Here is a 15,509-nt window from a genome sequence, read left to right on the forward strand (position 1 = left end):
AGGGGGTTACTTGTCGTAATGCCCGTTGTTGTGCCAGCGCCACGCATCCGTGATCATCTGGGTCAGGTTAGACCGGCCCGGGGTCCAACCCAACTCCTTTTCCGCGCGGGTCGAGCCGCTGACCAGCTTGGTCGCGTCACCGGCGCGGCGGGGTCCCTCGGAAAAGGGCACCTCGGCATTGGTCACGGCGGCGGAATGGTCGATCACCTCGCGCACGGAAAAGCCCGAGCCGGTGCCGAGGTTGAAGACCGTGCTGCCCTTGCCGTCGCGCAGCCAGTTCATGCCCAGCACATGCGCGTCCACAAGGTCGCAGACATGGACGTAGTCGCGGATGCAGGTGCCATCGGGCGTGTCGTAATCGGTGCCATGGATCGTCAGCGCCGGGCGCTGGCCCGCCACGGCTTCAAGCATGACGGGGATCAGGTGCGTCTCGGGGCGATGATGCTCGCCGATCTCGCCCTCGGGGTCGGCACCGGCCACGTTGAAGTAGCGGAAGATCACCGCCTCGAGCCCGTCCGAGGCGCCGAAATCGCGCAGGATATCCTCGACCGCGCGCTTGGAGGCGCCGTAGGCGTTCAGCGGCTCTTGCGGGGTGTGTTCGTCCAGCACGACGTTGTCATGTTCGCCGTAGGTGGCGCAGGTCGAGCTGAAGACGAAATGCTTCACGCCCGCGGCCACCGTCGCCTCGATCAGCGTCAGGCTGCCTTCGACGTTGTTGCGCCAGTACTTGCCCGGCTCCTTCATCGCCTCGCCGACCTGGCTGAGGGCGGCGAAATGCATGACTGCCTCGGGCTGGTACTTGGCGAAGACCTCGTCCAGCCGCGCGCGGTCCAGAAGGGAGCCCTTTTCGAACGGGCCGAACTTGACCGCGTCTTCCCAGCCGGTGACGAGGTTGTCATAGGTGACGGGCAGATGGCCCGCCGCTTTCAATGCCTTGCAGGCATGCGAGCCGATATAGCCGGCGCCGCCTGTGACGAGAACGGTTGCCACGTGGGTGCTCCTGTCGATCTTCTGTCAGGGTAGGGGGGCGAGAGGCCGCGCTTACTGCGCAGCCTTCTCCACCGACATGATCTCGTGCAGGTAGGCCTGCAGGTCGTCTTTCAGGTCGTCGCGGGCAAGGCCGAAGGACACGGTTGCCTGCAGGAAGCCCGCCTTGGAGCCGCAGTCGAACCGCTGCCCGCGGAACCGGTAACCGTAGACGTTGTTCTTGGGGATTTCCTGAGCGATCGCATCGGTCAGTTGCAGCTCACCGCCGGCGCCCTTGTCGAGGCCGTTGATGTTGCGCAGGATCTGCGGGGTCAGGATGTAGCGGCCGATCACCGCCAGGTTCGACGGCGCGGTGCCGGGTTCGGGTTTTTCGACCATGCCCTGGACCGAGACAAGCGAGCCCATGTCGTCCTTGACGTCCAGCACGCCATAGGAACTGGCCTTTTCCGGGGACACTTCCATCGCGGCGACCATGTTGCCGCCGGTTTCTTGATAGGCTTCGACCATCTGCTGCAGGCAGGGCTTGTCGGCGGCGATCACGTCATCGGGCAGGATCACGGCGAAGGGTTCGTTCGCGATCAGCCGGCGGGCGCACCAGACCGCGTGGCCAAGGCCCAGGGCCTTGTGCTGGCGGATGTAGGCGATGGCGCCGCTGTCCATGTCGGTTTCCTTGAGAACCTCGAGCAGCTTGGTCTTGTTCTTGCGCTTCAGCTCGTTCTCGATCACCGGGTTGTGGTCGAAGTAATCCTCGAGCGCGGATTTCCCGCGCGAGGTCACGAAGATGAATTCCTTGATTCCGGCTGCGCGTGCCTCGTCGATGGCGTATTGGATGAGCGGGCGGTCAACCAGGGTCATGATCTCCTTCGGGACCGACTTGGTCGCCGGCAGGAACCGGGTGCCCAGGCCAGCAACCGGAAAGATCGCCTTGGTAACTTTGGTGCGCATGAGAAATCCTCGCTATCTTCTATTCTTGGGCCGTCCCGGACGGACGGCGGCTGCAAGTCCGTGCAACTCGCATAACTGATATCGCACGCCGGTCCCTTAAAAAACCGTATTCGGTCGTTCTGGCGGCCGCTGTCACGACTCATCTACAATGCGAAGTATAACATCGGTCAACTGTTACTATAGGACGTAACGTAAATTTCGGAAATGGCCGGAATCCCTTACCTTTCCCGGCCTGCCCAATTTTTGGTCAGTTCATCCCCATTGCCTGCATCATGGCCTCAATGCGGGGAACATCCTCGGGATTGTTCAGCTCCCAGAACTGGCGGCCGCGGGCCTGGACCTCGACACAGAGAATCTTGTGCCCGTTCTCGAGGAACCGCAGCTGCTCGAGCCCTTCGAGCTTTTCCAGCGGTCCCGGTGTCCACCCAGGGTAAAGCGACAGGGCCGCCGGCCGGTAGGCATAGGCGCCCACGTGGTGGTAGACGGGGGTCTCCGCCGCGCCGGCCCAGTCGGTGCGGCCGGTGTAGGGGATGACCTCCTTGGAGAAATAGAGCGCGTGCCGGTTCCGGTCGAAGACCGCCGTGGTGCCGCCGACGCGGCCCGCCTTGCGATCCTCGAGGAAACCGGCCAGCGCCGCGCCGTCGCAGCGCAGCACCGGGGTGGCCATATCGGCGCTGTCGTCACGTTGCAGCGCGGTGACCAGGTCCTCGACGAACCAGGCGGGGGTCAGCGGCGCGTCGCCCTGCAGGTTGACGACGATGTCGTAGCCGCTCCCGAGGTTGGCATGGGCCTCGGCGCAGCGCTCGGTCCCGTTCTCGCAGGCCTCCGAGGTCATCACGACCTCGGCGCCGAACCCTTCGGCGGCCTTGCGGATGCGATCGTCATCCGTCGCCACGACCACGCGGTCGGCGCCCTTGACCTCGGTCGCGGCGCGCCAGGACCGTTCGATCAGGGTGCGTGCCTCGCCGCCGGCGCCGGTGAGGGTCGCGAGCGGCTTGCCCGGGTAGCGGGTCGAGGCGTAGCGGGCGGGGATGACGATCAGCGTGGACATGGCGTCAGGCTTTCTTGAGCTCCACGCCCGGGGCATAGGCGATGAAGAAGGGGTTTGCGAAATCCTCCTTCCCATAGGTGAGCGGCGTGTGATCGTCAAAGCGGATCACGTCGCCCCCGGCGCCCAGCAGCACGGCATGGCCGGCGGCGGTGTCCCATTCCATCGTGCGTCCGACGCGGGGGTAGATGTCGGCCTCGCCCGTGGCGACAAGGCAGAACTTGAGGCTCGAGCCCGCGCTTTTCATGTCGGCGGTCTTGTACTTGGCGATGTAATCGTCGGTCGCCTGGTCGCGGTGCGACTTCGACGCCACGACATAAAGCGCGTCATTGTCCGGGGTGCGGACCTTGAGCGGGGTGGTGGCGCCCACACTGTCCTTGGCGAAATCGCCGGTCTCTTCGACCGTGGTGCCATCGGCCTGGGTGTAGAACAGGCGGCCCTTGGCGGGCGCGTAGACCACGCCGCGCTGCGGCTTGCCGTCGACGACATAGGCGATGTTCACGGTGAAATCGCCGCGGCGCTTGATGAATTCCTTGGTGCCGTCCAGCGGGTCGACGATGAGAAAGGTGTTCGCGGTCTCGGAATGGCTGGCCGATTGCTCTTCGGTCACCAGGGCCACGTCGGGGAAGGCGGCGCGCAGGCCGGCGCTGATCAGCGCATCGGCGGCCTCGTCGGCCTCGGTCACCGGGCTTTCGTCCGATTTCACCTTCACGTCGAAATCGTCGGCGTCGTAGATGTCCATGATCTTGTCGCCGGCTTCCAGCGCGAGGCGACGAATGACTTCGGTCAGTTTCGCGTAATCCAAATTGCTTCTCCAGACGTGCCCGCCGGGCCGGGGCGGCGGAATTGTTGATTTCGGGGCCGAAGTCCTTATGATGGGATGGCAACGGATCGGCAAGAATTCCGTGCCAAAAAGCCCGTCAGCGGCACAGATGCGCGAGGCAGACCGCACGATGTTCCAGCAAACGCGCCCCCGGTCGCGTCTCTCGTCCGCCCTGGCGATGGCCGAGGTGACGTATCACGTCGCGGTCCGGCAGGTCCGAAAGACCCATGGCAATGCGCTTGTCGCTCTGGCCGTGAACATGCTGCAGGCGGTGATCTTCGTGCTCGCCTTCTACGTGATGTTCGTCATGCTGGGCCTGCGCGGCTCGGCCATCCGGGGCGATTTCATGGTCTACATCATGACCGGGATCTTCCTCTACATGACCCACATCAAGGCGATGGGGGCCGTGTCGGGGGCCGATGGGCCGACCTCTCCGATGATGCAGCATGCGCCGATGAACCCGATCATCTCGGTCTGCGCGGCCATGCTGTCGACGCTATACATCCAGGTGCTGTCGGTCTTCGTGATCCTGTTTGCCTACGACGTGGGCTGGGGCCCGATCGAGATCTACGATCCCATCGGCTGCATGGGCATGATCCTGCTGGCCTGGTTCACCGGCGGGGCCATCGGGCTGGTGCTGCTGGCGGTCAAACCCTGGGCGCCGACCTTCGTGTCGATCTTCTCGACCGTCTACCAGCGGGCCAACATGATCGCCTCGGGCAAGATGTTCGTGGCCAACCAGCTGCCCGGCTACATGATCGCCATGTTCAACTGGAACCCGCTGTTCCACACCATCGACCAGTCGCGCGGCTATGCGTTCAAGAACTACTTTCCGCACAATTCCAACCTGACCTACCCGATCTGGTTCGGCATTGCCTTCCTGATGATCGGCTTGATGGGCGAATTCTACACCCGCAAACATGCCAGCGCCTCCTGGGCGGCCAAGCGATGATCCGGGTGCTGGCCCTTCTGCTGCTGTGCGCCGCACCGGCTGCGGCCGAGGTCTGGCCGCAGCTTTACGACGTGACCGGGGTCGCCGCGGACGACGTGTTGAACATCCGGGCCGAGCCGGACGCAGGGGCGCCGATCCTCGGCACGCTGGCCCCGGATGCGCGCGGGGTCGAGGTGATCGCGGAAGAAAACGGCTGGGGCCTTGTCAACACGGGCGAGGGCGCGGGCTGGACATCCCTGCGCTATCTCGCCCTGCATGACATAGGCCCCGCGCTGCTGGCGCCGCGCCTGAGCTGCGGCGGGACCGAACCGTTCTGGGATCTCGACCTCGTGCCCGGCGAGACGGCGCAGTTCGACCTCTTCGGCGACAAGGGGCCGGTCCATGCGGCCAGCGGGCTGCAACGCGCCTATGGCACGCCGATCGGCATGGCCTTCACCGCCACGTCAGGCGCCGCCCGGATGACCGGCATGATCGAGGCGCGGGACTGTTCCGACGGCATGTCCGACCGGGTCTACGGAATCTCGCTGGGCCTCCTGGTCGAGGGGGCGGGCGACAACTCGGGCCACTACATGGGCTGTTGTTCGTTGCAGGCCGACTAGAGCGCCACCCGCAGCGTCAGGTTTAGCCGCCCGCCTTCGCGCAACAGCGTGCTGGTGCCGGGGCGGATGCGGTCCACCCCATGGTGGGCCAGCCGCGCATCGCCGCCGATCACCACCACGTCGCCGGACTGCAGCCAGACGGATTCGGTCTTGCCGCCCCGTTCGACATTGCCGACGCGGAACAGCGCGTCGTCGCCCAGCGAGATCGACACCACCGGCATCGAAAAATCCGCCTCGTCCCGGTCCTGGTGCATCCCCATCCTGGCCTCGGGCCCGTAGAAGTTGACGAGGCAGCTGTCGGGCTGCCGGTCCACCCCCGCGACCGCGTCCCAGACCGCCAGCACCTCGGGCGGGATCGGCGGCCAGGCCATGCCGCCGGGGTGCCGCGCATCGTAGCGATAGCCGCGCCGGTCGCTGATCCAGCCGACCGACCCGGCCGAGGTCATGCGCACGCTCATCTGCTGGCCGCGCCGCGTCTCGGGATGGAACAGCGGCGCCGCGCGCACCACCTCGCGCACGGCTTCGACCAGCGCGGCCTGTTCGGCCGGCTCGAGCAGCCCCGGATGGAGCGTGCAACCTCTTACCGTCAAAGGTGTTTCATGCCGCATGTTTCGCTTTCGTGCACAGCTTGTGGTCCGTGTGTCAAATTGCACCAGAATCCCGCCAGAACCATCATGCCGGTGGTTGCAGGCTCAAATTCGCCTCCTTATATACCCTCCGAACCGTGATCGGGTGTGACCCGGTCACCTCACAATCGGGGCGGGGATGCCATAACGGGTCCGCGTCTCGGGACATCGCCTTTAAGACAGAAGGGATCGAAACATGGCCAAAGTGATCGGTATCGACCTCGGCACCACCAACTCCTGCGTTGCCATCATGGACGGGTCGCAACCCCGCGTGATCGAAAACGCCGAAGGGGCACGCACCACCCCCTCGATCGTCGCGTTCGCCGAAGACGAACGCCTCGTCGGCCAAAGCGCCAAGCGCCAGGCCGTCACCAACCCGGAAAACACCGTCTTTGGCGTCAAACGCCTGATCGGCCGTCGCAACGACGACGCGGATCTTGCCAAGGACAAGAAGAACATGCCGTTCAACGTCATCGACGGCGGCAACGGCGACGCATGGGTCGAAGCCCGCGGTGAAAAGTACAGCCCCAGCCAGATCTCGGCCTTCATCCTGCAGAAGATGAAGGAAACCGCGGAATCCTACCTGGGCGAGGAAGTCACGCAGGCCGTCATCACCGTGCCCGCGTATTTCAACGACGCCCAGCGTCAGGCCACCAAGGACGCCGGCAAGATCGCCGGTCTCGAGGTGCTGCGGATCATCAACGAACCGACGGCCGCCGCGCTGGCCTATGGCCTTGACAAGAAAGAGACCCGCACCATCGCGGTCTATGACCTTGGCGGCGGTACCTTCGACGTCACGATCCTCGAGATCGACGATGGCCTGTTCGAGGTGAAATCGACCAACGGGGACACGTTCCTCGGCGGTGAAGACTTCGACATGCGGATCGTCAACTACCTGGCGGACGAGTTCAAGAAAGAGCACTCGGTCGACCTGCGGGCCGACAAGATGGCGCTGCAACGTCTCAAGGAAGCGGCCGAGAAGGCCAAGATCGAGCTGTCGAGCTCGAGCCAGACCGAGATCAACCAGCCGTTCATCTCGATGGGCTCGAACGGTCAGCCGCTGCACATGGTCATGAAGCTGACCCGCGCCAAGCTGGAAAGCCTGGTCGGCGACCTGATCAAGGGCTCGCTGAAGCCCTGCCAGGCCGCGCTGAAGGATGCGGGCCTCTCGACCTCGGACATCGACGAAGTCGTGTTGGTCGGCGGCATGACCCGGATGCCGAAGGTCATCGAAGAGGTGACCAAGTTCTTCGGCAAAGAGCCGCACAAGGGCGTGAACCCGGATGAAGTCGTGGCCATGGGCGCCGCGATCCAGGCCGGCGTGCTGCAGGGTGACGTGAAAGACGTGGTCCTGCTGGACGTGACCCCGCTGAGCCTTGGCATCGAGACGCTGGGCGGTGTGTTCACCCGCCTGATCGACCGCAACACGACCATCCCGACGAAGAAGAGCCAGATCTTCTCGACCGCCGAGGACAACCAGAACGCCGTGACGATCCGGGTGTTCCAGGGCGAACGCGAGATGGCTGCCGACAACAAGATGCTTGGCCAGTTCAACCTGGAAAACATCCCGCCGGCACCGCGCGGCATGCCGCAGATCGAGGTGACCTTCGACATCGACGCCAACGGCATCGTGTCGGTCCAGGCCAAGGACAAGGGCACCGGCAAGGAGCAGAAGATCACCATCCAGGCGTCGGGTGGCCTGTCGGACGAGGACATCGAGAAGATGGTCGCGGATGCAGAGGCCAACGCCGATGCGGACAAGGCCCGTCGCGAGCTGGTCGAGGCCAAGAACCAGGCCGAGAGCCTGATCCACTCGACCGAGAAATCGATCGAGGAGCATGGCGACAAGGTCGACCCGTCGACCATCGAGGCGATCGAACTGGCCGTGGCCGCGCTCAAGGACGAGCTCGAGAACGAGAATGCCGACAAGATCAAGTCGGGCATCCAGAACGTGACCGAGGCGGCGATGCGCCTGGGCGAGGCGATCTACAAGGCCAGCCAGGACGAGGGTGGCCAGTCGGATGCGCCGGATTCGGGTACGGCTTCGGGGCCGGCGGATGACGATGACATCGTCGATGCGGACTTCGAGGACCTCGGCGACAACAAGCGCTCGTAAGCGGCGCGATGGAACCCGGAGGGCCGGTCCGATCACCGGGCCGGCCCTTCTTGTTCCCTGAAGGGGATAATCCATGGCGAAAAGAGATTATTACGAGACGCTGGGCGTCGCCAAGGGCGCCTCGGCCGAAGAGCTGAAGAAGGCCTATCGCAAGAAGGCCAAGGAACTGCACCCGGACCGCAACTCGGACAACCCGAACGCGGAGGCGCAGTTCAAGGAAATCAACGAGGCCTACGAGGTCCTGAAGGACGCCGACAAGAAGGCGGCCTATGACCGGTTCGGCCATGCGGCCTTTGAAGGTGGCATGGGCGGCGGCGGTGGTCGTCGGCCCGGTGGCGCCGGTGGGCAGGGCGATTTCGCCTCGGCCTTTTCGGACGTGTTCGACGACCTGTTCGGCGATTTCATGGGCGGGCGCGGCGGGCCGGGTGGCCGGCAGCGCGCGGCCCGCGGCGCCGACCTGCGCTACAACCTGCGCGTGACGCTGGAAGAGGCCTATTCTGGCCTGCAAAAGACGATCAACGTGCCGACTTCGGTCGCCTGCGGGTCCTGCGAGGGCTCGGGCGCCGAGGGCGGGGCCGAGCCGACCACCTGTCCGACCTGTTCGGGCATGGGCAAGGTGCGGGCGCAGCAGGGATTCTTTACCGTTGAGCGGACCTGCCCGACCTGTTCGGGCCTGGGCCAGATCATCAAGAACCCCTGCAAGACCTGTCACGGCCAGGGCCGGGTGCAGAAGGATCGGTCGCTGTCGGTCAACATCCCCGCGGGGGTGGAGACGGGCACGCGCATCCGACTTGCCGGAGAGGGCGAGGCGGGGATGCGCGGCGGGCCGTCGGGGGATCTGTACATCTTTATCGAGGTGCGGACCCACGACCTGTTCGAGCGCGATGCCAATGACCTGCACTGCCGGGTGCCGGTGGCCATGGCCACGGCTGCGCTGGGCGGCGACATCGAGGTGCCGACCATCGACGGCGGCCGCAGCCGGGTGAAGATCCCGGCGGGCAGCCAGTCGGGGCGCCAGATGCGCCTGCGCGGCAAGGGCATGCCGGCCCTGCGCGGCGGGTTGCATGGCGACATGTTCATCGAGCTGGCGGTCGAGACCCCGGTCAACCTGACCTCGCGCCAGAAGGAGCTGCTGCGGGAATTTGCCGAGCTGTCGGAGGAGAACAACCCCGAGAGCAAGAGCTTCTTCTCCTCGGTGAAGACCTTCTGGGATTCGATGAAGGGGTGATCTGACGAACCCGTGCCGCCTGCGGCGCGGGCGAAAGGGCCAGTGGACCTTTCGGTCAGATCACGGGCGGTGCCCCGGTCTCAGACCATTGGCGGAACCCCAGGGGCCTGCCGTTCCGCGGACCCGATCAAAATGAGCGCTTCCGCGCGCTTTCATTCATCAAACAGAGAGGCGACGCCACATGCGGGCGTCGCCTCTTGTGGTGTCTGGCGGATGCCTCCGGCGGGAGTTTATTGGCAAGATGAAGGGGGACCGGCGCGCCCAACGCACCTCTCGCGATTGTCCTTGCAGATTCGAGGCGGGGGGCGTATACGCGCCTCAACAGCGGCGCTTCGGCCTCCACCCCCGAAGCTCCACCGGACAGTTGTGACGGGCCGCGCGCCCGTTTTTTTGTGCTTGAACGCACCCCGACCGAAGAGCGAAAGGATCCCATGTCCAACGACCTGATCGCCAAGGCTGCCATCGACCGCCGGTTGGCCGAGATCGTGGGCCCTGTCATCGAGGACATGGGCTTCGAGCTGGTCCGCATCCGGCTGATGGGCGGCAAGACCAAGACGCTGCAGATCATGGCCGAGCGCCCGACCGGCGGCATCGAGGTGGACGAATGCGCCCGGATCTCGACCGCCGTCAGCGCCGTGCTGGACGTCGAGGATCCGATTACCGACCCCTACACGCTCGAGGTGTCGAGCCCCGGCATCGACCGGCCGCTGACCCGGCTCAAGGATTTCGAGACCTTCGAGGGCTACGAGGCCCGGCTCGAGACCGCCGAGATGCAGGGCGGGCGCAAGCGCTTCAAGGGCGAGCTGGCCGGCGTCGAGGACGGCGAAGTGCTGATCAATATCGAGGAAGCCGGCGAGACCGTGACCGTGGGGTTGCAGTTCGACTGGCTATCGGATGCCAAGCTGGTCCTGACGGACGAGCTGATCGCGGAAATGCTCAGGGCCCGCAAGGACGCGGGTTTCGACGAGTCCAAGTTTGATGACATCGAGGCCGAGACCTCGGACGAGGAGGAGTGAAGATGGCTATCACCTCTGCCAACCAGCTGGAACTGTTGCAGACCGCCGAGGCGGTGGCGCGCGAGAAGATGATCGACCCCGGTCTCGTGGTCGAGGCGATGGAAGAATCGCTCGCCCGTGCGGCCAAGTCGCGCTACGGCGCCGAGATGGACATCCGCGTCAGCATCGACCGCAAGACCGGCCGGGCGACCTTTACCCGCGTCCGCACCGTGGTGGACGAGGATGACATCGAGAACTTCCAGGCCGAGCTGACCGCCCGCCAGGCGATGGAGATCGTCCAGGGCGAACGCCCCGCGGTCAGCGTGGTCGAGGCCCGCCAGACCGTGCAGCTGGAAGGCGAGGATACCCCGACCAAGCGCACCTTCCGCCGCTTTTTGCTGAAGACCACAGGCAAGGGCAGCCCGACCGTCGACCAGGGCGTCTTCCCGCAGGACGGCGATGAGCTGGTGGACGAGGTTCCGCCCGTCGAGCTGGGCCGCATCGCCGCGCAGAGCGCCAAGCAGGTGATCCTGCAGAAAGTGCGCGAGGCCGAGCGCGACCGCCAGTACGAGGAATTCAAGGACCGCGCCGGCACCATCATCAACGGTGTCGTCAAGCGCGAGGAATACGGCAACGTCATCGTCGACATCGGTCGGGGCGAAGGCATCCTGCGCCGGAACGAGAAGATCGGCCGCGAGGCCTATCGCCCGAACGACCGCATCCGCTGCTACATCAAGGATGTGCGCCGCGAGACGCGGGGCCCGCAGATCTTCCTCAGCCGCACCGCGCCCGAGTTCATGTCCGAGCTCTTCAAGATGGAAGTGCCCGAGATCTACGACGGCATCATCGAGATCAAGGCCGTGGCCCGCGACCCCGGTTCGCGCGCCAAGATCGCCGTGGTGTCCTATGACGGGTCCATCGACCCGGTCGGCGCCTGCGTCGGTATGCGCGGCAGCCGCGTGCAGGCCGTCGTGAACGAGCTGCAGGGCGAGAAGATCGACATCATCCCCTGGAACGAGGACGTCCCGACTTTCCTCGTGAACGCGCTGCAGCCGGCCGAGGTCAGCAAGGTGGTTCTTGACGAGGAAGCCGAGCGGATCGAGGTCGTGGTGCCCGAGGAGCAGCTGAGCCTGGCCATTGGCCGCCGTGGTCAGAACGTGCGCCTCGCCTCGCAGCTGACCGGGCTCGACATCGACATCATGACCGAGGCCGAGGAATCGGCACGCCGTCAGAAGGAATTCGAAGAGCGCACCAAGCTGTTCATGGACACGCTGGACCTTGACGAATTCTTCGCCCAGCTGCTGGTCTCGGAAGGCTTCACCAACCTCGAAGAGGTGGCCTATGTCGAACTGGACGAGCTGCTGGTCATCGACGGCGTCGACGAGGACACCGCGAACGAGCTGCAGGCCCGGGCGCGCGAGCATCTCGAGGAACAGGCCCGCAAGGCGCTGGAAAAGGCACGCGAACTGGGGGCCGAAGACAGCCTGATCCAGTTCGAGGGCCTGACCGCGCAGATGGTCGAGGCGCTGGCCAAGGACGACGTCAAGACGCTGGAAGATTTCGCGACCTGCGCGGACTGGGAACTGGCCGGTGGCTGGACGACCCAGAACGGCGAGCGCGTGAAGGACGACGGTATCCTCGAACCCTTCGACATGAGCCTCGAGGAAGCGCAGGACCTGATCATGACCGCCCGCGTCATGCTGGGCTGGGTCGACCCCGAGGAACTGACCCCGGACGAGGGTGACGAGATCGAGGAGGCGGAGGCCTGATCCCAGGCCTTCGGTGCGAAGGAGCCGCGATGGCGAAGCAAGACGACATGACGGATCAGGCGACGGGCCCCGAGCGCAAGTGCATTGCAACGGGCGAGGTGCGCCCTATATCTGAATTGATCCGTTTTGTCGTGAGTCCGGACGACAGCATCGTTCCGGACATCGGCGGCAAGCTTCCCGGCCGGGGCATCTGGGTTTCGGCCGATCGTGCGGCGCTTGAGAAGGCGGTGAACAAGAATCTCTTTCCCCGCGCGGCCAAGACACAGGTCCGGGTGCCGGAAGACCTGGTGGCCCAGGTCGACCGGCTGATGGCGCGGCGGCTGATCGACCTGATCAGCCTGGCGCGGAAATCCGGCGACGCGATCGCGGGCTTCGAGAAGGTCAAGGAATGGCTGGACCGGGGCCGCGCCCGCGTGTTGCTCCAGGCGTCGGACGGATCCGACCGGGGCAAGGGAAAACTATGGACCCCGACAGGGGCCCGCTGGGTCGGCTGGCTGACGCAGGATGAGCTGGGGATGGCCTTCGGGCGACAATCCGTGGTCCATGCCGCGCTTGGCTCTGGTGGACTCAGGGGAAAGGTTGTAGAGGAAGCCGCAAGGCTGAAGGGGCTGCGCGTCAATCCGGACCAGCAGACCCGCGAACGCGACGGTGGCAGGGGCCGCCCGAAAGGAAAAGATAGTTGATGAGCGATACCGACGGAAAAAAACCCTTGGGCGTACGTGGCGGTCCCCGGAGCGGGAACGTGAAGCAGAGCTTCAGTCATGGACGGACCAAGAACGTCGTCGTGGAAACCAAGCGCAAGCGCGTCGTGGTCCCCAAGGCCGGTGCCGGTGGCACTGCGGCCGGTGGCAACGTGCGCACCGATGGCAGCAAGCGCCCGGCCGGCATCTCGGATTCCGAGATGGAGCGTCGGCTGAAGGCGCTGCAGGCCGCGAAAGCGCGTGAAGCCGAGGAAACCGCGCAGCGCGCCGCCGATGAAAAGGCGCGCGAGGAAGAGCGCGAGCGTCGTCGGGCGGAACAGGAAGCCAAGGAGCGCGAGGAGCGGGAACGCGAAGCCGCGCTCAAGGCCAAGGCCGAGGAAGAAGAGCGCAAGAAGCGCGAAGAGGAAGAGGCCGCCGTCCGTGCGGCCGCCGCCCAGGCCGCGCCTCCGGCACCCGATGCCGAGCAGCGCGCGCAGCGCCAGGCACCCGCGCGCGGTCCGGCTGCAGCCGCGCCCGCGGCCACGCCGTCGCGCAAGAAGGAACGCGAAGAGGATCGCGGCGGACGCCGCACCCGCGACGATTCCGGTCGCCGCTCGGGCAAGCTGACGCTGAACCAGGCCCTGTCGGGCGAAGGTGGCCGTCAGAAGTCCATGGCCGCGATGAAGCGCAAGCAGGAGCGTCTGCGCCAGAAGGCGATGGGCGGTGCCGAGAGCCGCGAGAAAATCGTGCGCGACGTCCAGGTGCCCGAGACCATCGTGGTGTCGGAACTGGCCAACCGCATGGCCGAGCGCGTGGGCGAAGTCGTCAAGGCGCTGATGAACAACGGCATGATGGTCACGCAGAACCAGACCATCGACGCCGACACCGCCGAGCTCATCATCGAGGAATTCGGCCACAAGATCGTCCGCGTCTCGGATGCCGACGTCGAGGACGTGATCCACAGCGTGGAGGACAAGGAGGAAGATCTCCAGCCGCGTCCTCCCGTCATCACGATCATGGGCCACGTCGACCACGGCAAGACCTCGCTGCTGGACGCCATCCGCGAGACCAATGTCACCGGGGGCGAAGCGGGCGGCATCACGCAGCACATCGGCGCCTACCAGGTCACGACCAAGGACGGGGCCGTGCTGTCGTTCCTCGACACGCCCGGTCACGCGGCCTTCACCTCGATGCGCTCGCGCGGTGCGCAGGTGACGGATATCGTCGTGCTCGTGGTGGCCGCGGATGACGCGGTCATGCCGCAGACGGTCGAGGCCATTGCCCACGCCAAGGCGGCGGGCGTGCCGATGATCGTCGCGATCAACAAGATCGACAAGCCGGCCGCGAACCCGACCAAGGTGCGCACGGACCTGCTGCAGCACGAGGTCGTCGTCGAGGCGATGTCGGGCGAAGTGCAGGACGTCGAGGTCTCGGCCCATACCCGCCAGGGCCTGGACGAACTGCTCGAGGCCATTGCGCTGCAGGCCGAGATCCTGGAACTCAGGGCGAACCCGAACCGGGCCGCCGAGGGCGCCGTGATCGAGGCGCAGCTGGACGTGGGCCGCGGCCCCGTCGCCACCGTCCTGGTGCAGAACGGCACGCTCAAGCAGGGCGACATCTTTGTCGTCGGCGAGCAGTGGGGCAAGGTCCGCGCGATGGAGAACGACCAGGGTGAACGCGTCAAGGAAGCCGGCCCGTCGGTTCCGGTCGAGGTGCTTGGCCTTAACGGCACGCCCGAGGCGGGCGACGTTCTGAACGTCGTCGAGACCGAGGCGCAGGCCCGCGAGATCGCCGAGTATCGCCAGCAGGCGGCCAAGGAAAAGCGCGCGGCGGCAGGGGCGGCAACGACCCTCGAGCAGCTGATGCAGAAGGCCAAGGACGACAAGAACGTCTCCGAGATGCCGATCATCGTGAAAGCCGACGTGCAGGGGTCTGCCGAAGCCATCGTCCAGGCGATGGAAAAGATCGGCAACGACGAGGTGCGCGTGCGCGTGCTGCACTACGGTGTCGGCGCGATCACGGAAACCGACGTCGGCCTGGCCGAAGCGTCCGGCGCGCCGATCATGGGCTTCAACGTCCGTGCCAACGCACCGGCCCGGAACAGCGCCAACCAGAAGGGCGTCGAGATCCGCTATTACAGCGTGATCTACGACCTCGTGGACGACGTGAAGGCGGCGGCGTCGGGCCTGTTGTCGAACGAGATCCGCGAGAACTTCATCGGCTATGCCAACATCAAGGAGGTCTTCAAGGTCTCCAACGTGGGCAAGGTCGCGGGCTGCCTGGTCACCGAGGGCGTCGCCCGCCGGTCGGCCGGCGTGCGCCTGCTGCGCGACGACGTGGTGATCCACGAGGGCACGCTGAAGACGCTCAAGCGCTTCAAGGACGAGGTCGCCGAGGTCCAGTCGGGCCAGGAATGCGGCATGGCCTTCGAGAATTACGACGACGTCCGCCCCGGCGATGTCATCGAGATTTTCGAGCGGGAAGAGGTCGAGCGGTCGCTCTGATCACGTCTGATTTCGAACGAAACACGGTCCCGGCGCAAGCCGGGCCCGTGTCGTTTCGCGCCAAGGCTGTGCCTGGCGGGGAAGGTCGGCGCGGCTTTCCCCCTGAACGCGGGCCGCATCTTTCCTAGGCTGATCTCAGGTCATTGAAAGGGGGCGGCGTCGGGGAGGACCCGGTTCGGTACCCGGACCGGGTTCAGTGGAAATTACCGCCACTCAGTGTTCCTGGCGTCCCCTCCG

General features: G+C 65.5%; 13 protein-coding genes. 8 read left to right on the forward strand and 5 right to left on the reverse strand.

Annotation, left to right across the window (positions count from 1 at the left end):
* Positions 1-6: 6 nt before the first annotated feature.
* The 4 genes from galE to cysQ form a co-directional block, all read right to left on the reverse strand.
* On the reverse strand, positions 7-990 hold the full coding sequence (gene galE / locus MF270_RS20015) for a UDP-glucose 4-epimerase GalE (protein ID WP_238367559.1): 984 nt from the start codon (positions 988-990) through the stop codon (positions 7-9).
* Positions 991-1,041: 51 nt separating this feature from the next.
* Positions 1,042-1,932 (reverse strand): UTP--glucose-1-phosphate uridylyltransferase GalU, encoded by an 891-nt coding sequence (gene galU / locus MF270_RS20020; RefSeq protein ID WP_238367560.1) that lies wholly within the window; start codon positions 1,930-1,932, stop codon positions 1,042-1,044.
* 247 nt (positions 1,933-2,179) lie between these two features.
* Positions 2,180-2,983, reverse strand: a complete 804-nt coding sequence (locus tag MF270_RS20025) for a 3-deoxy-manno-octulosonate cytidylyltransferase (RefSeq protein ID WP_238367561.1) — start codon at positions 2,981-2,983, stop codon at positions 2,180-2,182.
* A gap of 4 nt (positions 2,984-2,987) precedes the next feature.
* On the reverse strand, positions 2,988-3,785 hold the full coding sequence (cysQ, locus tag MF270_RS20030) for a 3'(2'),5'-bisphosphate nucleotidase CysQ (protein ID WP_238367562.1): 798 nt from the start codon (positions 3,783-3,785) through the stop codon (positions 2,988-2,990).
* 148 nt (positions 3,786-3,933) lie between these two features.
* Here cysQ and MF270_RS20035 point away from each other — a divergent pair, with 148 nt between their 5' ends.
* Positions 3,934-4,755, forward strand: coding sequence for an ABC transporter permease (locus MF270_RS20035; RefSeq protein WP_238367665.1), 822 nt, complete (start codon positions 3,934-3,936; stop codon positions 4,753-4,755).
* Positions 4,752-5,354 (forward strand): SH3 domain-containing protein, encoded by a 603-nt coding sequence (locus MF270_RS20040; protein ID WP_238367563.1) that lies wholly within the window; start codon positions 4,752-4,754, stop codon positions 5,352-5,354. The genes MF270_RS20035 and MF270_RS20040 overlap by 4 nt, the downstream gene beginning before the upstream one ends.
* On the opposite strand, the gene MF270_RS20045 is transcribed toward MF270_RS20040, so the two are convergent.
* Positions 5,351-5,962 carry an alpha-ketoglutarate-dependent dioxygenase AlkB family protein gene (locus tag MF270_RS20045; RefSeq protein ID WP_238367564.1) on the reverse strand — a complete coding sequence of 204 codons (612 nt, stop codon included), beginning with the start codon at positions 5,960-5,962 and terminating at the stop codon, positions 5,351-5,353. The genes MF270_RS20040 and MF270_RS20045 overlap by 4 nt on opposite strands.
* Before the next feature lie 214 nt (positions 5,963-6,176).
* Here MF270_RS20045 and dnaK point away from each other — a divergent pair, with 214 nt between their 5' ends.
* From dnaK to infB, 6 genes are all read left to right on the forward strand, one after another.
* A complete protein-coding gene (dnaK, locus tag MF270_RS20050; RefSeq protein ID WP_238367565.1) occupies positions 6,177-8,096 on the forward strand; it encodes a molecular chaperone DnaK in 1,920 nt (639 codons plus the stop codon).
* A gap of 73 nt (positions 8,097-8,169) precedes the next feature.
* Positions 8,170-9,324: a molecular chaperone DnaJ gene (gene dnaJ, locus MF270_RS20055; protein WP_238367566.1), complete on the forward strand. Its 1,155-nt coding sequence runs from the start codon at positions 8,170-8,172 to the stop codon at positions 9,322-9,324.
* Positions 9,325-9,755: 431 nt separating this feature from the next.
* Positions 9,756-10,340, forward strand: coding sequence for a ribosome maturation factor RimP (gene rimP / locus MF270_RS20060; RefSeq protein ID WP_238367567.1), 585 nt, complete (start codon positions 9,756-9,758; stop codon positions 10,338-10,340).
* A 2-nt stretch (positions 10,341-10,342) separates the two neighbouring features.
* A complete protein-coding gene (gene nusA, locus MF270_RS20065; protein ID WP_238367568.1) occupies positions 10,343-12,088 on the forward strand; it encodes a transcription termination factor NusA in 1,746 nt (581 codons plus the stop codon).
* Between the two features lie 29 nt (positions 12,089-12,117).
* Positions 12,118-12,771: an RNA-binding protein gene (locus MF270_RS20070; protein WP_238367569.1), complete on the forward strand. Its 654-nt coding sequence runs from the start codon at positions 12,118-12,120 to the stop codon at positions 12,769-12,771.
* Positions 12,771-15,272: a translation initiation factor IF-2 gene (infB, locus tag MF270_RS20075; protein ID WP_238367570.1), complete on the forward strand. Its 2,502-nt coding sequence runs from the start codon at positions 12,771-12,773 to the stop codon at positions 15,270-15,272. The genes MF270_RS20070 and infB overlap by 1 nt, the downstream gene beginning before the upstream one ends.
* Positions 15,273-15,509 lie beyond the last annotated feature (237 nt).

The organism is Mesobacterium pallidum (assembly GCF_019966535.1).
Taxonomy (GTDB): Bacteria; Pseudomonadota; Alphaproteobacteria; order Rhodobacterales; family Rhodobacteraceae; genus Mesobacterium; species Mesobacterium pallidum.